At 64.7% G+C, this 22,342-nt stretch carries 17 protein-coding genes; 7 read left to right on the top strand and 10 right to left on the bottom strand.

Annotated elements, in window-relative coordinates; translation table 11 throughout:
- Positions 1-693: 693 nt before the first annotated feature.
- Positions 694-1,449 (bottom strand): response regulator, encoded by a 756-nt coding sequence (locus D4Q52_RS12190; protein WP_119856839.1) that lies wholly within the window; start codon positions 1,447-1,449, stop codon positions 694-696.
- A gap of 265 nt (positions 1,450-1,714) precedes the next feature.
- Here D4Q52_RS12190 and D4Q52_RS12185 point away from each other — a divergent pair, with 265 nt between their 5' ends.
- Positions 1,715-2,224: a GIY-YIG nuclease family protein gene (locus D4Q52_RS12185; protein ID WP_119856838.1), complete on the top strand. Its 510-nt coding sequence runs from the start codon at positions 1,715-1,717 to the stop codon at positions 2,222-2,224.
- 139 nt (positions 2,225-2,363) lie between these two features.
- The gene (locus D4Q52_RS12180; protein ID WP_119856837.1) at positions 2,364-3,281 is read left to right on the top strand and encodes a hypothetical protein; all 918 of its coding nucleotides are present in this window, start codon (positions 2,364-2,366) and stop codon (positions 3,279-3,281) included.
- A 368-nt stretch (positions 3,282-3,649) separates the two neighbouring features.
- On the opposite strand, the gene D4Q52_RS12175 is transcribed toward D4Q52_RS12180, so the two are convergent.
- The 9 genes from D4Q52_RS12175 to D4Q52_RS12135 form a co-directional block, all read right to left on the bottom strand.
- Complete coding sequence (locus D4Q52_RS12175; RefSeq protein WP_119856836.1) at positions 3,650-3,934, bottom strand: hypothetical protein; 285 nt, start codon at positions 3,932-3,934, stop codon at positions 3,650-3,652.
- A 222-nt stretch (positions 3,935-4,156) separates the two neighbouring features.
- Positions 4,157-4,687 carry a VOC family protein gene (locus D4Q52_RS12170; protein WP_119856835.1) on the bottom strand — a complete coding sequence of 177 codons (531 nt, stop codon included), beginning with the start codon at positions 4,685-4,687 and terminating at the stop codon, positions 4,157-4,159.
- Positions 4,688-4,793: 106 nt separating this feature from the next.
- Positions 4,794-5,642: an alpha/beta fold hydrolase gene (locus tag D4Q52_RS12165; RefSeq protein ID WP_119856953.1), complete on the bottom strand. Its 849-nt coding sequence runs from the start codon at positions 5,640-5,642 to the stop codon at positions 4,794-4,796.
- 53 nt (positions 5,643-5,695) lie between these two features.
- Positions 5,696-6,520: an oxidoreductase gene (locus D4Q52_RS12160; RefSeq protein ID WP_119856834.1), complete on the bottom strand. Its 825-nt coding sequence runs from the start codon at positions 6,518-6,520 to the stop codon at positions 5,696-5,698.
- Positions 6,521-6,624: 104 nt separating this feature from the next.
- Complete coding sequence (locus tag D4Q52_RS12155) at positions 6,625-7,293, bottom strand: L,D-transpeptidase (RefSeq protein WP_234831180.1); 669 nt, start codon at positions 7,291-7,293, stop codon at positions 6,625-6,627.
- A gap of 172 nt (positions 7,294-7,465) precedes the next feature.
- Positions 7,466-8,074 (bottom strand): TetR/AcrR family transcriptional regulator, encoded by a 609-nt coding sequence (locus tag D4Q52_RS12150; protein ID WP_119856832.1) that lies wholly within the window; start codon positions 8,072-8,074, stop codon positions 7,466-7,468.
- 180 nt (positions 8,075-8,254) lie between these two features.
- On the bottom strand, positions 8,255-11,791 hold the full coding sequence (locus tag D4Q52_RS12145; protein WP_119856831.1) for an error-prone DNA polymerase: 3,537 nt from the start codon (positions 11,789-11,791) through the stop codon (positions 8,255-8,257).
- A 119-nt stretch (positions 11,792-11,910) separates the two neighbouring features.
- Positions 11,911-13,509, bottom strand: a complete 1,599-nt coding sequence (locus D4Q52_RS12140) for a Y-family DNA polymerase (protein ID WP_119856830.1) — start codon at positions 13,507-13,509, stop codon at positions 11,911-11,913.
- Positions 13,397-14,182 carry an ImuA family protein gene (locus D4Q52_RS12135; RefSeq protein ID WP_119856829.1) on the bottom strand — a complete coding sequence of 262 codons (786 nt, stop codon included), beginning with the start codon at positions 14,180-14,182 and terminating at the stop codon, positions 13,397-13,399. Before D4Q52_RS12135 ends, D4Q52_RS12140 begins: the two co-directional genes overlap by 113 nt.
- 167 nt (positions 14,183-14,349) lie before the next feature.
- On the opposite strand from D4Q52_RS12135, the gene D4Q52_RS12130 reads away from it, so the two are divergent.
- From D4Q52_RS12130 to D4Q52_RS12110, 5 genes are all read left to right on the top strand, one after another.
- Entirely contained in the window at positions 14,350-15,600 is a 1,251-nt protein-coding gene (locus D4Q52_RS12130; RefSeq protein ID WP_119856828.1) for a putative DNA modification/repair radical SAM protein, read from the top strand.
- Between the two features lie 167 nt (positions 15,601-15,767).
- The gene (locus D4Q52_RS12125) at positions 15,768-17,273 is read left to right on the top strand and encodes a UdgX family uracil-DNA binding protein (protein WP_119856827.1); all 1,506 of its coding nucleotides are present in this window, start codon (positions 15,768-15,770) and stop codon (positions 17,271-17,273) included.
- Between the two features lie 202 nt (positions 17,274-17,475).
- Entirely contained in the window at positions 17,476-18,711 is a 1,236-nt protein-coding gene (locus D4Q52_RS12120) for an ABC transporter substrate-binding protein (RefSeq protein WP_119856826.1), read from the top strand.
- Positions 18,712-19,012: 301 nt separating this feature from the next.
- Entirely contained in the window at positions 19,013-20,290 is a 1,278-nt protein-coding gene (locus tag D4Q52_RS12115) for a glycerate kinase type-2 family protein (protein ID WP_119856825.1), read from the top strand.
- 262 nt (positions 20,291-20,552) lie between these two features.
- A complete protein-coding gene (locus tag D4Q52_RS12110; protein WP_119856824.1) occupies positions 20,553-22,277 on the top strand; it encodes a cation:proton antiporter in 1,725 nt (574 codons plus the stop codon).
- The last annotated feature ends 65 nt before the right edge of the window (positions 22,278-22,342 follow it).

Below are 22,342 nucleotides of genomic sequence, written 5' to 3'. Positions count from 1 at the left end.
GGGGAGGCGGCGCGCCGCGCGGCGCAAACAGGTAGTGGTTCGCGGTCATGTCGTCGCCTTGCGAGAGCAACGCCACGCCCGCGCGTCGCCTTGCGGCGCGCCACCGGCGGCGGTTTTGGGCGATCAGGTCCGTGCTTCCGGCGACGGGCTCGATGTTTTGCATCGTTTCATCCGACGGGCTTTCCCCGCCTTCACCCGTCCCTCGTCCAGCGAGCTAATAAGTCGCGGAGCCTCGTAGTAGGCTCGGACGGAGACCCGATGCCTCCCGGACGCAGGCTTGCGAGACCCGCGCGCAGGACGCCGCGTCGACCCGACTTCGCCAGCCAGTGCTGGCTTCGCCAGGCTCGCCCGGCTGGTTGCCCAGCCGACCGATCTGCCCCACACCAAGACGCCTCATGATGCGCCCCTCGCCGGACAGGACGGAAGGGAATATAGTCATGGTAGGAATTTTGTCAATATATCGGGACGGGAAAATTTGATGGGTCGGAGCGGATGAGGCAAACTCATCTTGTCTGCAACGGGCCAGGAGCGGACGTGAGCAACTGCAGCGCTTAGAGGACAATGAATCCGGTCGAAGCGTGGTGAATACCTTTGGCACAGACGTTGGGCTGATCTAGAGAGTCGCGACATGGGCAACACACTCAAATCAGCCATGCACCGGCAGATCACCTTGTCGTTAAAAGAGCAAAGAGCCTATTTTTTGATCCGATGTCCCAAGACGCTTCTAATACGCTCGATATTCTCAACCCAATAGAGCATTCGGTCAGATGATGCGTGAAGGCCTTGCAAGGCTCCTGAAACGGTTACAAGCAGGTCCGAAGCGTCGGTAGCAACTGAGTACACCGCTGGGCTTAGAAGGGCCTCGGGCCAATTGTGCGGACGTTCAGGGTCATAAACGACAACAGGGATACTTCGCTGGTAGAGCTGACGTTCAAGTTGCTTCCAAGCCTCAGCCACCACGATATGCCTTGGAACGATTATGGCTGCATCGAACCTTCTTTCTGCTAGTGATCGCAGCGCGGCGTCCAGATCTGTGACGATGTGAAGGTCTAAACCAAGTTCGGTCAACGCACTGCGTTCGAACCAATTGCTTTCTGGTTCATCGTCGACCCACAAGATCCGCTTTCCGCGCAGAGATTCTACCGGAAAAATTTGGGTGATGTTTTCCGTGTAGCGAATGCGGTTTTGAGCCTGCGCAAGAAACTTCAGGGTGGCAGGCGACGAAGGCAGTTCTTGCTTGAGGTCGGCTATCGCAATGGCCTCGGCCGCCCTCCGCTTTGCTGACGCCTCGACACCAAAAGCCTTTACAGAACCTTCGGATATATTTGCAAGAAAGTCACGGACTACCGGCGCAAATCTCCAAATGAGCCAGGCGACGACAAGTGGCCATGCTAGGGAATTGATGAGTGTTGCGATGGCGGTGATGATCTTGACGAAATTATCGACCAACTAAAGCCTCCCCGAACTGATTTGACCACACTCAAAGAGGCTTCGCAGGATTTCCGCGCTGCTGCGGGGCACACTTCCGAAGTCAAGCAGCGAAGGGTTAGAGCACCACATGCTTATTAAGCTATCCGGCTGACTGTCGTATACTGCGACGCTTCTGTCGAGGGCCGAAAATGGAAGACCTTCTTACCGCAAGCGAGCTGAAGTTTCTGACGAGCCAGGGCCTCGGACCGAATGACGTCATGGACGTTCGGCATATGCCCAGCGAATGTGGTTTCAGGAGATCAAAGAGAGAGGCAAGACGATTGCGCTCGGCACCAGATGCCGAAAAGCGGGGCACAGGCTCAGGTCCACAAAGGGCCATTGCGTACAGTGCGACACAAAGATCCTCGCTTTCGCCAACCGGTTCAGACTTAAGCAGCACCTCTACATTGCGGGATCTTTGCACGCCCGTCTTATCAAGATTGGTGTCTGCAAAGACCTAGGGCAGCGCATTCGCCAAATCTGCGCCGAGGGACATGGAGCCGCACGCGACTGGGAAGTCATCTATGCCGTAGAAATCGAGCGAGCAGGCGAAATCGAGGACCGAGTGCTCAGCAGGTTGGGCCATCATTCTATCGATTCCGACTACTGGAAAGACGGCGTGCTTCAGCAGTCGATTGAGCTTCGCCGCTGCACCATCAGCCAGGCCATGGAAGCCATGAACGCCGAGATAAAGGGCAAGGACTACTATCTAACGATCAACCGGCGCGACAAGTCTGCCTACGAGTTTAAGTAGCTATCAACTAGCAGTGCTGGACACTATCTTTGCCGTGGTCGAGAATTTGTCGAGCTAGGGCGGATTAGACCGTCGGCTCCAATGCACGCCCCTTTCTACGCAGCTTGCTCTCAACAGCAACACTCGGAACCTTCGCGATATGGGCCAGTCGATGGGATATGACCCCTTTGAAATCATGAAGCGTGCGGCGACGCGTCGGGCATGGAATCCCGACAGCGCGCCTCTGTACGGGTGCCTGACCGCTTTAGAGTTGCCAGGAGAAACTTACGACCTCGGCCCGGGACTGCTCTTACGCCGCGTATACGTCGACATCTTCGACGCCCCGATGATGGCCTTCGCTCCCCCGATCAAAATGGGTACGGCTCATCCTACGCCTTGGGTAGCGGTGAATGGCGGGTTTTCATTCAAAAGTCGGGTAGAGCTGACAATTAATGGGAACGGCGTCGTCAGTTCTCTGACCCCTACCCTGACGGCGTGGCTTGTCGCGGCTCTCTTCCGATTAAGAGTGTACGCGCCGGTACGTATGGCAGTGGTCGGCAGCATGCCATTCATGGAAATGGGCGCACAGTGGCGGACGGCTCTGGCGCACGCCTTCGAGGACGCACAGCAGCACCTTGGCGTATTCAAAACTGAATCGTGGACGGCTACTGAGGACGACCTGTCTTTCGTCCGCGACCTGCTTCCCCCGGCAGGACGCCTCTATCATCAGGACCGCTTCTACCGCGCCTTCAGCCTCTTCGATGCGGCTTCTTGGAGCCCGAGCATAGAACAAGCGATGACGCTCATTTGGACCGCGATGGAGGTTCTCTTCGGTATCAGCTCCGTTTCACAAAAGACGAAGTCGATCGCGACCGCTCTTTCAGACTACGTCGGCGCTTCAACTGAGGACAAGGCACAGGCCTATGAAGTAGTGGACGAGATGTATCGGTGGCGAAGTAAGGTCGTGCATGCTGCCCGGCAACTCGACCCAGAGGCCTTCATGCAATCAGCCTCCCTTGCGCGCTGCGTCTTCGAGCGCGTCCTCATAGATGGCGAGCTTCCCGCGCTGCCGCCATAGCCGGTCCATTAAGGTCCAGGTCGTCCTTTTCGGCATACCTGGAGAACCCAACGTCGTATAGGAAACCCTCCCTTCCAATCGGAAGTGGACGGGTTTCTTCCTGTTGGTCTGAAGCGCGGCAATTCAACGAAACGCAATACTAGAACGCGCAGGCATTGCTGGAACTGGGAGTAGACAGGCGGTGCCTTTTGTCTGCTGGCGACAGCCGTTCTTGCGCCGTAGCCGCCCGAGGTCCCCTTTGGGTCATAAGCGGACGTCGACGGGCGACACTCCGCTGGACAAGCGCCAACAGCAACAATTTCGCCGATGATGCGGTGTGATCCGCATCGGTTGCGGCGGACGTATCCCATCTCTGCTTAGCCCCCCCATCACAGCGGCGCTCCGATCATCCGGGACACGTTAGCGTCGGTGAATCGGGGGACATCGTCCATGACTGCTTTGGCGTCGGCCGATGCGAGCGCAGCGCGGAGCGCCGCTTCGTCACGAAACTGGTAGACTCCGACCGACACGTCTTCCGCATCGACGGATCGGGGGAAGAAGGCGGCGGCGCTTTCGAGGCCGTGCTTTTGCCAGTGTGCGAGGGCGAGCGGCAGGTGCACATCGACATAGTAGTCCCGATCGAAGTATGTGCCGCCGCTGCAGGTGACGACCATTGTTGCGTTTGCCATGAGAGGACTTTCTGATTGCGCTATTCGATGGTCACGACAGGATGTGAAATCGTCCGGAGGCAGCTCGCGCGATCGGTTCGGGCGCAGATCACGGTCGAGACAGCAGCGCCGGTGGATCACTGCTTGGCAACGACAGGCGACGGGGCGAATGCCGAGCCGAACCGAGTGCAGGCATATCGACTGCTCGACTCGGCGCCCTCACCCGCCTCACTCCTCGTCCTGCCATCTGCGCAGATCGGTCTGGTCGTGATAGGCCATGCGGGCGGGCGTGGTGATAAACTCGATCGTCGTGCCCCAGGGCATGCGGCAGTAGCAGACTCTGTTGCCAGGGCCTTTCTCCGTGGCATAGGGGATCTCGCGCGGTGCGGTGAGCGAAGTGCCTCCGGCCTTTTCGAACCGCGCGACCGCGGCATCGATATCGTCGGTGTAGAGCGCGAAGTGGGTGATGCCGAAGTCGCTGGCGCGGACCGGCTGGGCTTGCTCAGGGCCGTGCATCTCGAACAGCTCGATGTCGGCGCCGGTGCCGAGCTTGACCATCGCCTGCCCGCGCACGACCGTCCCGGGGAAAGCGCCGACGGCCCGTTCGAACTCGGGGCCCCGCCGCGGCGGATCCTGCGGTCCGAAGGACTGATAGATCACCTGGCCGCCGAACGCTTCGACCAGGAACGATTTGGCGGCTTCGATGTCGGGCACCGTGATGCCGATGTGGTTGACGCCGCGAATGACGGGTGTGGTCATGACAGTCGTCCTTTCTGATGGTCTCGTTTGTTCGGGATGAGAACGGGCGCAATGCGGCCGCAGCGTCGCGATCCGCGCGGCGGACACCGGCGCGGGCGCAGAGTGTTCAGTTGGGCCTGACGAACTCGATCAGAGCAGCCGCGACTTCATCCGGCCGTTCGTCGGCGACGTAGTGACTGCATCGCGGGATCGAGCCGCCGCTGACGTTGCCGGCGAACTCCTGGAGCATCGGGACCATCTGCGGGCCGAAGCGCTGATCGCCGCCGAGGCCAAGCACCGGGATTTCGAGCGGTTGCTTCTTGTAGTCGAGCGCAGCCGCGTGATCGGCGGCGAAGCTGCGATACCATTCCATGCCGCCGCGGGTGCGGCCCGGCAGCGCCATCGCTTTGGCGTAGATCTCGATGTCGGCCGGATTGAAGCTGTTGTGATCGTAGAACCGCTCGGCCATGAAGGTCGATACGTAGTCGTATTCGCGGCCGTGGAGCAGACGCTCGGGCAGATCCCGGCTCGCGTGGAAGCCGAAGTGCCACAGCCTTGCGGACGTCGCCACCCATCCGCTCCAGCCGGGCAGCGGAACGTCGAGGACGGCCAGGTGGGTCACGGCGTCGCGATAGAGCGCTGCCTGCGGCAGCGCCACCATGCCGCCGATGTCATGGCCGCACACGGCGTAGCGGTTATGCCCGAGGGCGATCATGACTTCGTGTGCGTCGCGCGCCATGGTCGCCTTGTCATAGCCGCCCTGCGGGCAGTCGGAAAACCCAGCGCCGCGCAGATCGATCGCAACGACGCTGAAATGTGGGGCGAGCAGCGGCATCACATGATGCCATTCCCACCATGTCTCCGGCCAGCCGTGTAGCAGCAGGATCGGCGGGCCGGACCCGCCCGTGACGGCGTTGATCCTGATGCCGTTCACCGGCACCAGCTGCTGCGTAAAGCCTTTCAAAGCTGCGATCATGATAGCTGTCCAATCGATGTTGGCGACGTTCAATCAGAGCGCGCGGCCAGTGCTCAGCGCTGGTCGAAATCCGTGGCGATCGTGATGGCGCGCCAGGCGTCGATATCGCTGCGGAAGGCCGCCAGCTTGCGCTCGGCGATCGCGTGCGCGACCGGACCGAGCGGCAGATGCAGCGGAGCGTCATCGGCGTCGACCGCCTGCAGGATCACCGCGATCGCCTTGTCGGGATCGCCCGCCTGATTGCCATTGTTGGTTTCGCGATAGTGCCGGCGCGAGCTCCCGGCATATTCCGGCATCTCGTGGGCCGCGACCGTGATCGAGCGGCCGAGGAAATCGGTGCGAAACGGCCCGGGCTCGACGATCAACACACGGATGCCGAACGGCTTGAGCTCGCCGGCGAGCGCTTCGGAGATCCCTTCCACGGCGAACTTGGCTGCGTTGTAGTAACCGCCCCCGCCGCCGCCGGCGATGCCGGCGCCCGACGACATGTTGACGATCGTTCCGCCCGCACGTCGCAGCACAGGAAGGGCGGCTCTGGTAGTTTCGATCAGGCCGAAGACGTTGACCTCGAACATCGGCCGATATTCCTCGGGCGTGCCTTCCTCGATCGCGCCGAACAATCCGTAACCGGCATTGTTGACCAGCACGTCGAACCCGCCAAAAGTCTCGACCGCCTGTGCGACCGCGGCCTTGGCGGCCGCCGCATCGGTCACGTCGAGCGGCACGGTGATCATGCGGCCTTCGAAAGGCTCGGCCATGTCCACGATCGTCTCCACATTGCGGGCCGTCGCGACGACCTGATCGCCGCGCTGCGCGGCTGCGATTGCGAGCCGCCGGCCGAAGCCGCTCGAGCAGCCGGTGATGAGCCAGGTTTTCATGAGTTTCTCTCCGGGTTGTTGTCAGACGGCGCCACACTGACGCCGCCGCTGCGAACCGTCCTATCGGCCATGATCGACCAACTCTCTGCTCTCAAAGGCCAGCCTCACGAACTCATCGCTCGACTGCCCTGGATGACGACGACACGGCTTCCGATTTTGACCCGGCTATAGAGATCAATGATGTCCTGATTGATCAGCCGAATGCATCCGCTCGAAACGGCGCCACCGATCGTTTCGGGCTCGGTCGTTCCATGAATACGGAACATCGTGTCTCGCTCGCCCTGATAGAGGTACAGCGCGCGAGGGCCGAGCGGATTGGCGAGCCCGCCGACCATCCCGCCGGCGAGATGTCCGTAGCGCGCAGGCTCCCGCTCCATCATGTTCCTGGTCGGGGTCCAATGCGGCCATTCAGCCTTTCGCTTGATAATCGCGGTGCCGGCGAAAGCCAGGCCTTCTTTGCCGACTCCGATGCCGTAGCGCATGGCCTTTCCGTCACCCTCCACGAGGTAGAGATGGCGAGCAGCCGTATCGATGACGATCGTGCCGACGGGCTCACGCGTGGTGTAGTCGACGCGCTGGCGCAACATCGCTGGATCGATGTCGGAGGTGTCGACTGCCGGGATCGTATGAAGCCCGTCGACGAGTTCGGAGTACTCCGTGGGCGGGCTGATGATCGCCGTCTCGATCAGGTCGCTGCTGCTGGCGCAACCTGATAGCAAGATCGCAAGTGCACCGATCGCCGAGAGGCGCGCAAAGGGGAATGCGGAAACCACACGGGCGGATGTTGGGCGGCAAATACGCACGCGGCAGGAGCCCAAGCGCCCCATCCAATGCCGCCGCCGGGCCGGCGTTTGTCTTGCTGGATAACCGAACATCGAACCTCCGAAGGGCCAAGCGCGACTTCGACACAACCGCATTAGGAACCGTTTGGTTCCTAATGCGGTTTTAAAAAAGGATCTCCATGAGGAGATCAACATGCTTCAGCATCTCGTCGCGACGTGATCCGACTTTTCCGAGAACCCGCATGCCTTGTGCATGGGAGACGATGAAGTGGGCGATCACCTCGGGGGCGGACGTATTCTTGATTTCGCCGGCAGCCTGCCCGTTCGCGACCGTGGCGGCGAACAAGCTTTGAAGTCGAGTGAAGAGGCGCTTGATCAGGTCTGCAACGTCCGGATCTGCCGGTAACAACTCAGCAGCGGTCAAGACGCCGAAGCATCCGCGGACGCCCTTGCTTCCAGACGACAGGTCCGCATACCTGATGAGTGCGTTGCGGATGGCCGCCTTCGGCGACGGATCCGATTGCAGAACCTCGCTGACGTTTCGCACGCCATCCTCGGTGTAGAGTTCGAGAGCGCGCAGAAAGATCGACTTCTTGTCACCGAAGGCTTTGTAGAAACTGCCCTTCGAAAGCTTCATCCCGGCGAGCAGATCAGGCAACGACGCGTCGTGAAACCCACGATTCCAGAAGATCTGCATGGCGCGCCGCACCGCCTCGTCGACATCGAACTCTCGGGGGCGACCGACGGGGAGTTGCGAATTGACAGCCATCATGCACGCAATATGGACCAATCGGTCCCGAATTGCAAGAGGCCCGTATTGCGGCGCCGCTTGGGCGCGCCGGCGGCGCTGGCACGAGACGTCGGCGCAAGGCGGCAGCGCTTAACTCTTGGTTCGGAAGGTCTCGATCCTCGTTGAACGTCCGCTTGGGGCCTAAGCGGCAAGCCGCCCTCCTCAATGAAAATCCCGCGACGGCGGCAGGATGCGGACGTCGCGGGGGTGGCGGGTTTTCTGCGCGGGCGCATCGGGCAGATCGCGGCGGTCGTTGTTGAGGCCGTCGTGATTGCGCTCCGAGGTCAATTGCTCGTAGCGCTCCAATCCGGACGGCAGCGCCGGGCGGACCAGACCGTCGGCGAGGCGCCCCATCTCGTAGCTGCGATCGACCAGCCGCTCGGCGACGAGATGCACGACGCCTTCCGGGCTCGCCTGGATCCGGCCTTCGACCAAGACCAGCCGGGCGCCCATCACCTCCTTGCGAAACTTCTCCATCACCGCCGGCCACACCACGATGTTGGCGATGCCGGTCTCGTCCTCGATCGTCATGAAGATCACGCCCTTGGCGCTGCCCGGCCGCTGCCGCACCAGCACGACGCCGGCGCAGCGCGCGCGGCGGCCGTTGCGGCGGGTGTCCGAGACCTCGCGGCAAGTCACGACCCGCTCAGCCGCAAACGTCGCGCGCAGAAATTCCAACGGATGCCCCTTCAGGGACAGCCGCACTGTCTGATAATCGGCGACGACGTGCTCGGCCATCGGCATCTGCGGCAGCGGCGCCGCCTGCTCGTCCTGCTGCTCGCGCGCCTGGGCGGCCTCGAACAGCGGCAGCGGCACATCATCGGGCAAACGCCGCACCGCCCACAGCGCGGCGCGGCGATCGAGCCCGAGCGAGCGGAACGCGTCGGCATCAGCCAGCAGGATCAGCGCGCGCTTCGGCAACGCGGTGATGCGGGCGAAGTGTTCGAGCGAGCCGAACGGCCCCCGCGCCCGCGCCGCGACGATGCGCGCCGCCCAGTCGTCGCTCGGCGCTTCGCCGGCTTCGCGCCGCACCCGCTCCTCGTCCGGATCGGCCCAGCGGAAGCCGTCGATCATCCGGAAGCCGAGCCGCACCGCGTGATATGGGCCGGTTGGTTCTTCGAGCGTGCACTGGCCGTCGCTGTGCGACACGTCGACCGGCCGCACCTCGACTTTGTTAGTCCGTGCATCGCCGACGATCTGCGCCGGCGCGTAGAAGCCCATCGGCTGCGAATTCAGCAGCGCGCAGCAGAACGCGTCGGGATGAAAATGCTTCATCCAGGACGAGACGTAGACCAGCTTAGCGAAGCTGGCGGCGTGGCTTTCGGGAAAGCCGTAGGTGCCGAATCCCTTGATCTGGTTGAAGCAGTTCTCGGCGAACTCCTTCGGATAGCCGCGCGCCACCAGATTGCCGATCATCTTGCTCTCGAACTTGCCGATGGTGCCGACGTTGCGGAACGTCGCCATGGCACGGCGCAGCTGATTGGCCTCGTCGGGCGTGAAGTGCGCGGCCTCGATGGCGATGCGCATCGCCTGCTCCTGGAACAGCGGCACGCCGAGCGTCTTGCCGAGGATCTGCTGCAACTCGTTGGTAGCGCCGGCGTCGCCGGACGGCTGCGGATACACCACCGGCTCCTGGCCGTTCCGACGCCGCAAGTATGGATGCACCATGTCGCCCTGGATCGGCCCCGGCCGCACGATCGCGACTTCGATGACGAGGTCGTAGAAGCAGCGCGGCTTGAGCCGCGGCAGCATGTTCATCTGCGCCCGGCTCTCAACCTGGAACACGCCGAGCGACTCGCCACGCTGCAGCATCTGGTACACGCTGTTGTCGTCCTCCGACTTGATATCGGACAGCTGGAAGCGCACGCCCTTGTGCTGCTCGATCAGATGAAAGCCCTTGCGCAGGCAGGTCAGCATGCCGAGTGCCAGCACGTCGACCTTCATCATCTGCACCGCGTCGATGTCGTCCTTGTCCCACTCGATGAAGGTGCGACCTTCCATCGCCGCATTGCCGATCGGCACGTACGTATCAAGCCGGTCCTGGGTCAGCACATAGCCGCCGACATGCTGCGACAGATGCCGCGGAAAGCCGATCAGCTCGGTGGCGAGCTCGACCGCGCGCACGATCATGGGATTTTGCGGATCGAGCCCGGCCTGGCGCACCTGCATTTCGTTGAGGCCCTTGCCCCACGAGCCCCACACCGTGTCGGCGAGCGCGGCGGTGACGTCTTCGCTGAGGCCCAGCGCCTTGCCGACGTCGCGGATCGCCGAGCGCGGCCGATAGTGGATCACGGTGGCGACGATCGCGGCGCGATGCCGGCCGTAGCGGCGATAGATGTATTGCATCACCTCTTCGCGGCGCGAATGCTCGAAATCGACGTCGATATCCGGCGGCTCGTTACGCTCCTCGGAGACGAAGCGCTCGAACAACAGGTCGATCTCGGTCGGATCGACGCAGGTGATGCCGAGCACGTAGCACACCGAGGAATTCGCCGCCGAGCCGCGCCCCTGGCACAGGATGTCCTGCGAGCGCGCATAGCGGACGATGTCGTGCACGGTGAGGAAGTAATGCGCGTAGCCGCGCTTCTTGATGATCGCGAGCTCTTTGTGCAGCGTCGCTTCCAGCTTTTCGCCGAGGCCGTCCGGGAAGTAATCCTTCACGCCCTGCCAGGTCAGGTCTTCGAGATGCTGCTGCGCGGTCTTGCCCGGCGGCACCGGCTCGTCGGGATAGTGATACTTCAGCTCGTCCAGCGTGAAGCTGATGCGGTCCGCGAACCGCAGCGTTTCGGCTATGGCGTCCGGATCGGTCCGGAACAGCCGCGCCATCTCGATGGCAGGCTTGAGATGCCGCTCGGCGTTGCCCTCGAGCCGGCGGCCGGCCTTGTCGATCGTGGTCTTGTCGCGCACACAGGTGAGCACGTCCTGCAGCGCGCGGCGCGCGGGGTGGTGATACAGCACGTCGTTGGTGGCAATGCCCGGGACCTGAGCCGCCGCCGCGATGCGGCGCAGCCGATCGAGCCGCCGCTTGTCGTCGCCGCGATAATACGGCGCGAGGCCGAGCCAGACGGCGGGTGTGAGGGTGGTGAGGCGTGTGAGGGCGTGGGCGATCGCCTTGGTCTGGAAGCGGTACGACGGCATCACCACCAGCAAGATCTTCGAGCTTTCAGCCGTGCCCCTCCCCCCGTCATGCCCGGCCTTGTGCCGGGCATCCACGCCTTGCGTGCGGAACTGCAGCACGGGCGTGGATGGCCGGGACGAGCCCGGTCCTGACGGCGGGGAGAAGTGGTGGATGGAGGCGGAAGGCTGATGGAAAGTCGTCGGAGCTTCGTGGATGAACGCTTCCAGATCGGCGAACGTCAGGTGGCACTCACCCTTGTCGGCGCGCAGCTTGCCGGCGCTGAGCAGGCGGCAGAGCCGGCCGTAGGCGGCGCGGTCGGTCGGATAGGCCAAGAGGTCCGGCGTGCCGTCGATGAAGCACAGCCGGGTGCCGATCAGCAGTTTTGGCTTGTGCACCACCTCCTCATTGTCGAGCTCGCTATAGGCGCGGACCACGCCGGCCAGCGTGTTGCGGTCGGCGATGCCGATGGCGTCGAGCCCGAGCGCGCCCGCCTGATGCACATAGTCCTGCGGATGCGAGCCGCCCTCCAGGAACGAGAAATTGGTGGTGACGCCGATCTCGGCGTAGCGCGGGGGGGTCATGGGCTTCTCCCCTCGTCATTGCGAGGAGGCGAAGCCGACGAAGCAATCCAGGAGCGCCGGGCACGGCGTCTGGATTGCTTCGCTGCGCTCGCAATGACGGGGAGAGGCATGTGCCGACCTCACGCGAACAGCCCGTGCATGTACCAGCGCGGCTGGCCGGTGCCGCCTTGCTGCGGCATCACCTCGACTGCGTAGAGGCCGTCGCGATACAGCCAGAACCGCGCGCCGGCTTCGTCCTCGATGCGGAAGTAATCGCGGGTCAGGCCGGGTTCGGCGGCGCGCCACCATTCGGCGGCGATGCGCTCCGGGCCTTCGGCGCGGGCGACGCGGTGGGTAACGCGGCGCCAGATGAACTGCGCGGGCGGGCCGTCCGGCACGCCGGCCAGCACCTCGATCGGCTCGGGCTGCAGCAGCAGCCGCAGCGGACGCAGCGGCGGCTCGTCGGCGCGGGCCGGCCACGGTGCATCGCCGGCATCCGGCGGACAGTGCTGCACCGGCACGGCGAGCGCCGCGCGTTCGGGAATATGCGTGTCCTGCGGCAAATAGCGCACCACGCGCCGGGCGCCGAGCCGCGCCGCCAGCGTATCGGCCAGCAAAGCGACGTCCTCGGCCTGATGCGCCTGGGTGTCGAAGCCGCGCTGCGCCTCGGTGGTGGTCACGCTGACGCTGGCGGCGAGCCGGATCAGATCGTAGCCGAAGCCGGGATCGAGCGGATCGGCGAGCGCATCCAGCTTCTCGGCGAACAGCCGCTGCACCACCTCGACCCGCGTCACCGGCTGGCCGGTTTCGACGCTGATGCTGCGCACCGCGCCGTCGCTGCGGAAGAAGCTGGCGACCAGCTGCCGCGCGCCCTTGCCGCTCTTCTCCATCGCGCCGATCAAGAGCTTGGCCAGCCCAAGCAGCGTCGGCAGGATCACCTCGATGGTGGCGACCGGTTCAGGGAACCGCTTGTCGATCACGTAGTCCGGCGCCGGCCGGCGCGGCGAGATCGGCGCGTCGTCGTCGCCGGTCGCCTGGCGCAGCACCGCGACAAACCCTTCGCCGAACCGCGCCGCGAGTTCGGACGATTGCCGCGCCAGCACCTCGCCGATGGTCTTGAGCCCGGCGCGGCGCAGTCCGCGCACGATGGCATCATCGACGCCGAGCGCCGCCACCGGCAGCGGCGCCACCGCGCGCCTCTCCTCACCCGGCGCCACGATGGTCCGCGACGCGCCGCGGGTCAGCGCCCGCGCCGCCACCGCGGTGCCGGCGATCGCCGCGCTGGTGGCGAAACCCTGTCGGGTCAGCGACGCCGTCAACGTATCGAGCAACGCCGCTTCGTCGCCGAACAGATGCGCACAGCCGGTGATATCAAGTAACAAGCCGTCGGCGCCGTCGAGCGCCACCAGCGGGGTGAAGCGGTCGCACCAGTCGGCGACCGCATTCAGCAACACCGCATCGGCGTGCGGATCGTGATCGATGACGTCGAGCGCCGGATGCATCGCCCGCACGGTGGCGAGCGGCATCCCCGGCATCACCCCGCCCTGACTGGCGCGCGCGTCGCAGGCAACCACCACCAGCGCGTTGTCACGCTTGGCGGCGACGACACGCGGGGGGCGCGGCGTCTCAGCCGGCGAGCCGCTGCCCGGTAGAAGTAACTGACGTTCGAACCGATCGGTCGGCAACCTCGGCAGCCACAGGCCGAGGATGCGTCTGCGGTTCACGGAAGTGGCACGCATCACAGTTCCATTCCATGATCCAATGGCCGGTCTGGCCGTGACGATTGCGGATAAGCGAAGTCTCCAGTACCGGCGCGCCCCAGTCCTCGCTGGGCGGCGAATGCGCCGCGCGCACCATCCAGCGCGTCTCCGCAGTCGAGGCCTGCGGCGCGGCGGCGATGCGCAGCATCAGCGCGGTGACGCCGCTGTCCTGCGCCGCCAGAGTCAGCTTTCGCGAGGCGACTTGATCGAAGCCGCGGGTCTCGCCCCACAGCTCGGTGATCACCGCGCCGAGGCCGTTACACGCCAGCGCATCGGCGGCGGCGCGCAGCGCGCTGTCGGCATCATGAGCCCGCACCATCACCAGGCGGCGCGGGTCGAGGCCGAGTTCGGCAAAGCCTTCCATCGCCAGCTCGCCGTTCTCACGTGCGGAAAAATCCTGGCGGATCCACAGCAGGAACCTCTGCTCGGCCAGCCGCCGCGCCACGCCCGCGGTGAAACCGGTCGCCGCCGCGCTGTGATGCCCGTCGCAAAACACTTCATGCAGGGCGCCCTGCACCAGCCCGCCTTGCAACACGGCGTCGGCTTCGGCATGACCGAGCGACACGCGGCGCAGCGTCTCGGCCGTCCCGCTTTCAAGCCGGTCGATTTCGCCTTTCAGGCGCGCAAGCATGCTGTGGCGCGCGCCGTCCATGCGCCGCTCCTTTTTCTTTGCCAACACGAAGAGTCGATGAACCCGTTGCCGGCTCATTTGTTCATGATATGTTCTAATAAATCCCTGCCCTGGGAGAGAGTCAATCGGGTTCAGCCCGAGTCTCCGGAGCAAAATTTTTTCGGCAGTTGAATCAAGGAGATTCCCCTATGGACGTGCAGCGTAAGCTGGCCATCCTGGCTGATGCGGCGAAGTACGACGCCTCCTGCGCCTCCAGCGGGACGGAGAAACGCGACAGCCGCGACGGCAAGGGGGTGGGCTCGACCGCGCCCGGCATGGGCATCTGCCATTCCTACGCGCCGGATGGCCGCTGCATCTCGCTCTTGAAGGTGCTGATGACCAATGCCTGTAACTACGATTGCCTGTATTGCGTCAACCGCGCCTCGTCGAACGTCGCTCGCGCCCGCTTCACCGTTGACGAGGTGGTGCAGCTGACGCTCGACTTCTATCGCCGCAACTACATCGAGGGGCTGTTCCTGTCCTCGGGCATTATCCGCAGCGCCGACTACACCATGGAGCAGGTCGTCGAAGTGGCACGGCGGCTGCGGGAAGAGCATCACTTCCGCGGCTATATCCATCTGAAGACCATTCCCGAAGCCGACGAGGCGCTAATCGCCAAGGCCGGCCGCTATGCCGACCGGCTCAGCATCAACATCGAGGTGCCGGAGGAAAACAGCCTGGCCAAGCTGGCGCCGGAGAAGGACGTCCGCGCCATCCGCCGCACCATGGGCCGGCTGCGGCTGCGGCTGGACGAGGCGACCGAGGCCAAGGCCGAGGCGCGCAAGCAGCCGAGCCGCGCCAAGCCGCCGCGCTTTGCGCCGGCCGGACAGAGCACGCAGATGATCATCGGCGCCGACGCCGCCACCGATCAGACCATCCTCGACACCAGCGCCAATCTGTATGGTTCGTACAATCTCAAGCGGGTGTACTACTCGGCGTTCAGCCCGATCCCGGATTCCAGCCGCGCTTTGCCGCTACAGGCGCCGCCGCTGGTGCGCGAGCATCGGCTGTATCAGGCCGACTGGCTGATGCGCTTCTACGGCTTCGGCGCGCAGGAGATCATCGATCCCTCGGTCGGCATGCTGTCGCTGGAAATGGACCCGAAGCTGGCCTGGGCACTGCGCCACCGCGACCGCTTCCCGCTCGACGTCAACCGCGCCAGCCGCGAGGACCTGCTGCGCGTGCCGGGCTTCGGCCGCAAAGCGGTCGACCGCATCATCGATACACGGCGCCACAGCGCGATCCGCGCGGCGGATCTGGCGAAACTCCACATCCCAAGGAACAAGGCGCTCCCCTTCATCGTTCTCCCCGACCATCGCCCGCCGACGTACTTGCTCGACGGCGCGCGGCTGGCAGAGCGCTTCAAGCCGAAGGCGCAGCAATTGGGATTTGGGTTTTGAGGTCCGCGCTACACTAACAACCTTCGTCATGCCCGGCCTTGTGCCGGGCATCCACGCCTTTAAGCGCAACCGCAAGAGAAGGCGTGGATGGCCGGGACAAGCCCGGCCATGACGGGTTGAGAGGTGGTCGCTTACTAATTTTAGAGGGAGACGAACTAATCACCGCCATGCATCACATTCGCCTCGACAGCGACACCGACTTCGATGGCTGGCGCAAGGCGGCGCGGGAGTTGGTGCTGGCGGATGTGGCGTCGGCGGATGTCACCTGGACGGTCGCGGGCGACGAGCCGGAATTGTTCGATGCGCCGGGCGCAGGGGCGTTCGCCGAGGCTCAGGCGCCGTTCGCACAGCCGGCCTCGCCCACGCAGCCTTCATTGCCGTCCGCCGCCTCGCCTATTCCCAATCAGACCTTCAACGTCCCCGCCCGCTTCGTCGAGCTCGCCAAGACCGCGATCCTGCACCGCGATCCGCAGCGCTTTGCGTATCTGTATCAGCTGCTGTGGCGGCTGCGTGCCAATCCGGAACTGATGCACATCGCGACCGATCCGGACGTCGTGCGGCTGCAGGCGATGGCCAAGGCGATCCGGCGCGACGAGCACAAGATGCACGCCTTCGTCCGCTTCCGCGAGATCGGCCGCGAGCCGAAGTCGCGCTACGTCGCCTGGTTCGAACCCGAGCACCACATCGTCGAACTCGCCGCACCGTTTTTCGCGCACCGCTTCGCCGATATGGAGTGGTCGATCCTGACGCCGGATCTGTGCGCGCATTGGGACGGCCACAAGGTGGCGTTCACGCCGGGCGTGGCGAAATCGATGGCGCCGTCGGAGGATCGGCTCGAGGAGACCTGGCTCACCTACTACGCCAGCATCTTCAACCCGGCGCGGCTGAAGACCAAGGCGATGCAGGCCGAGATGCCGAAGAAATATTGGCGCAATCTGCCCGAGGCAGCGCTGATCAAGCCGCTGATCGAGGACGCCGAGCGCAAGACCCACGCGATGGTTGCGGCCGAGGCCACCGCGCCGAAGAAGCCGCAGCGACAGGAGCAGCCGATGACCAAGGCGAAGCACAGCGGTGATACGCTCGAGGCGCTGCGCGAGCAGGCACGCGAGTGCCGCGACTGCGACCTGTGGAAGCCAGCGACCCAGACCGTGTTCGGCGAAGGCCCGTCGCATGCCACTGTCATGCTGGTCGGCGAGCAGCCCGGCGACAAGGAGGACCTCGCCGGCAAGCCGTTCGTCGGCCCCGCCGGGCAGATGCTCGACCGCGCACTCGCCGAAGCCGGCGTCGATCGCGACAAAACCTACGTCACCAATGCGGTGAAGCATTTCAAATTCGTGCCGCGCGGCAAGATCCGCCTGCACCAGAAGCCGAACACGCCGGAGATCAAGGCCTGCCGGCAATGGTACGAGCGCGAGCTCGCCACCATCAAGCCGCTGCTGGTGGTGGCGATGGGCGCGACCGCGGCGCAGAGCGTGCTCGGCAAGGTGACGCCGATCAACGCCAATCGCGGCCATCTGATCGACCGCGAGGACGGCCCGCAGGTGCTGGTGACGGTGCATCCGTCGTATCTGCTGCGGCTGCCCGATGCGGACGCCAAGGAGCGCGAATACGCACGCTTCGTCGACGACCTCAAACTCGTCGCCGCGCATCTGAAAAAGGCGCACGCCGCCTAACCTTCTCGCGCCATGCGAGCACCGCCACCGTCTCCCGCGACAATTGCGCACAGGCCTTGGCACTTTCGTTTTTTCCAAATTCGCGCCGCCATGCCGGGCCACGGGTTGAGCCGCCCCGCCGAACCGGCTAACGCTGCGCCCACTGCTGCACTGCAGAGCAGCGCCTGCAGCAAGACCAACAACAACAATCGCGAGGAATTTGATGTCCGTTCTTTCCCGCACGATCGCCACCCTGGCGACCGCCGCCGTGCTGTCCGCCGCTGGCGGCCAGGCCATGGCGCAGAAGAAATACGGCCCCGGCGCCAGCGATACCGAAGTCAAGATCGGCAACATCGTGCCGTATTCCGGCCCGGCCTCGGCCTATGGCAGCGTCGGCCGCGCGCAGGACGCCTATTTCAAGATGATCAACGACAAGGGCGGCATCAACGGCCGCAAGATTGTCTACATCTCTTACGACGACGCCTATTCACCGCCGAAGGCGGTCGAGCAGACCCGCAAGCTGGTTGAGAGCGACGAAGTGCTGTTCATGTTCTCGCCGCTCGGCACGCCGTCGAACACCGCGATCCAGAAGTATCTCAATGCCAAGAAGGTGCCGCATCTTTTCCTGGCGTCGGGCGCCACCAAGTGGAACGATCCGAAGAAGTTTCCGTGGACGATGGGCTGGCTGCCGAGCTACCAGAGCGAAGGCCGGATCTACGCCAAGTACCTGATGAAGGAGAAGCCGGACGCCAAGATCGCCGTGCTGTATCAGGGCGACGATTTCGGCAAGGACTATCTCAAGGGCCTCAAGGACGGCCTCGGCGCCAAGGCCTCGCAGGTCGTGGTCGAGGACAGCTACGAGCTGACCGAGCCGACCGTCGACTCGCATATCGTCAAGATCAAGGCGGCCAATCCGGACGTGCTGGTGATCTTCGCGACGCCGAAATTCGCCGCGCAGACCATCAAAAAGGTCGCCGAGCTGGCGTGGAAACCAATGATGATCGTGCCGAACGTCTCGGCCTCGACCGGCAGCGTGATGAAGCCGGCCGGCTTCGAGAACGCGCAGGGCATCATCTCCGCCTCCTACGCCAAGGACGCCACCGACAAGCAGTGGGCGGAGGATCCCGGCATGAAGGCGTATTACGAGTTCATGGCGAAGTACGCGCCGGACGCCAGCCGCGCCGATAGCTCGTTCATGACCGGCTACAACATCGCCGAAACCGTCGCGGTGCTGATCAAGCAGTGCGGTGACGACCTCACCCGCGAGAACGTCATGAAGCAGGCGGCGAGCCTCAAGGCCGTGCAACTCGGCGGCCTGCTGCCGGGCGTGACGCTGAACACCTCGGCCACCGACTTCGCGCCGATCGAGCAGCTGCAGATGATGAAGTTTGAAGGCGAGAACTGGAAGCTGTTCGGCGACGTCATCGAAGGCGAAGTCGCCGCGCCGACCGGCGGCTAGTTCGCTGCCCGACCTCTCCGGCAAAAGGCCCTCCGCGATCCCCGCGGAGGGCCTTTTCGTTGAGCGCATGCCGCCGCTCTTTCCTTCCCCCCTCGTGGGAGAAGGTGGCACGGACGTAAGTCCATGCCGGATGAGGGGGCGCCACGCGGCAGGCGCTCGTGCTGCAAAGACAGGTCGTTCCGCGCCGCGCCCCCTCACCCGCCGTCGCTGCCCGACGGCACCCTCTCCCACAAGGGGAGAGGCTCGCAGTGCCGTGCCTCCCGCTCTTGCCGCCTCGCCTGGCGCCTGCCACAACGGCGGCATGACCGACCATCGTCCGCTGCTTCACGCCATCTTCGACGCCGCTGTCGCGGCGGCCCATCCCGACAGCATCCTCGCCGCCCATCTGCCCCCCGCGCCGCGAGGCCGGATCATCTGCCTGGCCGCAGGCAAAGGCGCGGCCGCAATGGCTGCTGCCGCCGAGCGGCATTATCTCGACGCGCTCGGGCTCGATCCGACGAAGCTCGTCGGCATCGCCACCACGCGCCACGGCCATCGCGTGCCGACCCGCGTGATCGAAGTGATCGAGGCCGGGCATCCGATGCCGGACGCCGAAGGCCTGCGCGGCGCCGAAGCCAGCCTGGCGCTGGCCGCCACTGCAACGCCCGATGATCTGCTGCTCGTGCTGCTATCTGGGGGCGGCTCGGCGAACTGGATCCTGCCCGCCGAGGACATCACGCTGGCGCAGAAGCAGCAGACGACCCGCGCGCTGCTGCGCTCCGGCGCGCCGATCGGCGAGGTCAATGCGGTGCGCAAGCATCTGTCGCGGATCAAGGGTGGCCGCCTCGCCCGCGCCGGCCAGGCCGCCGCCGAGATCGTCACGCTGGCGATCTCCGATGTGCCGCGCGACGAGCCGTCCGCGATTGCGTCGGGACCCACCGTGCCGGATCCGACCACGCTGGCCGCCGCGCGGGCGATCGTCGCGCGCTATCAGCTCGAGCTCGACGACGCCGTCGGCGCGGCGCTGAACGATCCGCGCAACGAGAGCGTCAAGGCCGGCGATGGCGCGTTCGCCCGCGCCCGTTTCGAGATCATCGCGACGCCGCGGCAATCACTCGATGCCGCCATCAAGGTCGCGCGCGATGCCGGCTACGAGGTGGTCGATCTCGGCGATCTCGAAGGCGAAGCCCGCGAGGTCGCCGCCGCCCATGCCAAGCTGGCGCGCGAAGCCCGGGCGGCGGGCAAGAAGCTGGCGATCTTGTCCGGCGGCGAACTCACCGTCACGGTGCGCGGCAATGGCCGCGGCGGGCCCAATCAGGAATACGCGCTGGCGTTGGCGCAGCATCTGAAGGATCTGCCGGACATCGCCGCGCTCGCCGGCGACACCGACGGCGCCGATGGCGGCGCCGGCAACCCCGACGACCCGGCCGGCGCGCTGATCGATGTCCGCACCTTCGCCAAGATCGACGAACTGAAGCTCGACCCCGCCGCGACGCTCGCCGCTAACGACGCCACCACGTTTTTCGAACAGACCGGCGACCTGCTGCTGACCGGCCCGACGCTGACCAACGTCAACGATGTCCGGGTAATCCTGGTGTGAATGTTAGGGCTCCGTCCCGCGGTCGGCAGCGGCTCGGCGGGCAATGCCGTCAGCGACGCCGCAAAGCTCTGCTTGAGGCTCGGCGGCTGCGTCCCGCTCTGCGCGCCGGCCGGGACCGCCGCGAGCAGCAACCAGGCGATCGCTAGCGCAAATCGGGAGCCGCCGCCGATTTGGGCAGTCCGGCTGTCGCTCCGAGTTATGTCTTCCGGTCGCATGGCATTACCCTTATTGTGCGACAACTCATCCAACGGCGGCCGAGGGCATGCACGAACTGATCCGCGACATCACGCTGTGTATCCTGTTCGCCTGGATGCTCGGCCTCTCGGCGCATTTTTTCCGTCAGCCGCTGATCCTCGCTTATCTCGTCGCCGGCTTCGTGATCGGCCCATTCGGCCTCGGTCTGGTGCAGTCGAAAGACTCGATTGCGGTGATTTCCGAGCTCGGCCTGATCTTCATGCTGTTCATGATCGGGCTGGAGATCGACCTGAAGAAGATCATCCGCGCCGGCAGCGTGATCCTTGTCGCCGCCGGCGTGCAGCTGATCGGCGGCTGCCTGCTCGGCATTGCCTTCTTCGCCACCATCGGGCTGGCGATCGGCGGCGGCCAGTTCGACGCCGTGTATCTGATGGTCGCCTGCGCGCTGTCCTCAACCGTGATCATCGTCAAGGTGCTGTACGAGAAGCGTGAGCTCGACACCCTGCCCGGCCGCATCACGCTCGGCATTCTGGTGCTGCAGGACATCTTCGCGATCCTGTTTCTCGCCGTGCAGCCCAGCCTGGCCGATCTGCAAATCGGCGTGCTGGTGCTCTCGATCGCCCGAGTCGGAGCACTGGTCGCGACCGCTCTGGTGCTGTCGCGCTATGTGCTGCCCTGGCTGTTTCACCACATCGCCCGCACGCCAGAGCTGGTGCTGCTCGGCGCGCTGGCGTGGTGTTTCCTGATCGGCGAGATCGCCGAGCGCCTGCATCTGTCGCGCGAGATGGGCTCGCTGGTGGCCGGCGTGTCGCTGTCGACCTTCCCTTACGCGCTCGACGTCACCGCCAAGGTGACGACGCTGCGCGACTTCTTCATCACGCTGTTCTTCGTCGGCCTCGGCATGACCATTCCGATCCCGAACGGCTCGATCATCTCGATGGCGCTGGCGATCGCGGTGTTCACCGTCGTCAGCCGCGTGCTGACCACCTTCGTGCCGCTGTATCTGATGCGCCAGGGATTGCGCGCCAGTCTGCTGCCGGCGCTCAACCTGGCGCAGATCAGCGAGTTCTCGCTGGTGGTGATCCAGACCGGCATCCCGGCAGGCCATCTGCGCACCGAGACGTCGAGCGCGGCGTCGTTCGCCTTCGTTCTGCTGGCGGTGCTGTCGACCTTCGTGATGGTCCGTAGCGACCAGATTACCCGGCGCGCAATACCTTTGCTCAAGCGGCTCGGGCTGCGCGACCTCGATCAGCAAGCCGAAGCCGCCGAGCACGGCGGCGGCCACGGCGCCGCGCGGCGCATCGTCATCCTGGGCTTCTTTCGCGCCGCCAGTGCGCTGGTCAGCGAGATCGAGCGCCGCAACAAGGATCTGCTGCAGCAGATCACCGTGATCGACTTCAATCCCAATGTGTATCGCGCACTCGCGGAGCGCGGCATGCACGTCGTCTATGGCGACATCAGCAACGTCGACACGCTGCTGCACGCCGGCGTCGGCAACGCCGAGATCATCATCCTCAGCATTCCGGACTCGCTGCTCAAGGGGGCAACCAACGAGCGCCTGGTGCGCCACGTCCGCGGCCTTAACCCGACCGCCAAGATCGTCGCAACCGCGGATCTGCTCGCCGACGTCCAGGCGATGTACGCCGCCGGCGCCGACTACGTCACCGTCCCAAGGCTCAGCGAAGCCGAGCAGCTGTACAGCGTGATCGAAGCCGCCGACAACGGGCTGCTCGGCGAGAAGCGCGCAGCGCTCGATGCGTTGCTGGCGACGCGCAAAGAAGTGCTGCCGTAGACCCTAAAGGCAAAGCGTCTCGACACCGCTTCCGCTCAAGCCTGTCGTGCGCACCATGCCTTCGT

Source organism: Rhodopseudomonas palustris (assembly GCF_003591005.1).
Classification (GTDB): domain Bacteria; phylum Pseudomonadota; class Alphaproteobacteria; order Rhizobiales; family Xanthobacteraceae; genus Rhodopseudomonas; species Rhodopseudomonas palustris_K.
The sequence above is the reverse complement of the archived record's forward strand: the minus strand, read 5'-3'. Positions and strand labels throughout refer to the sequence as shown.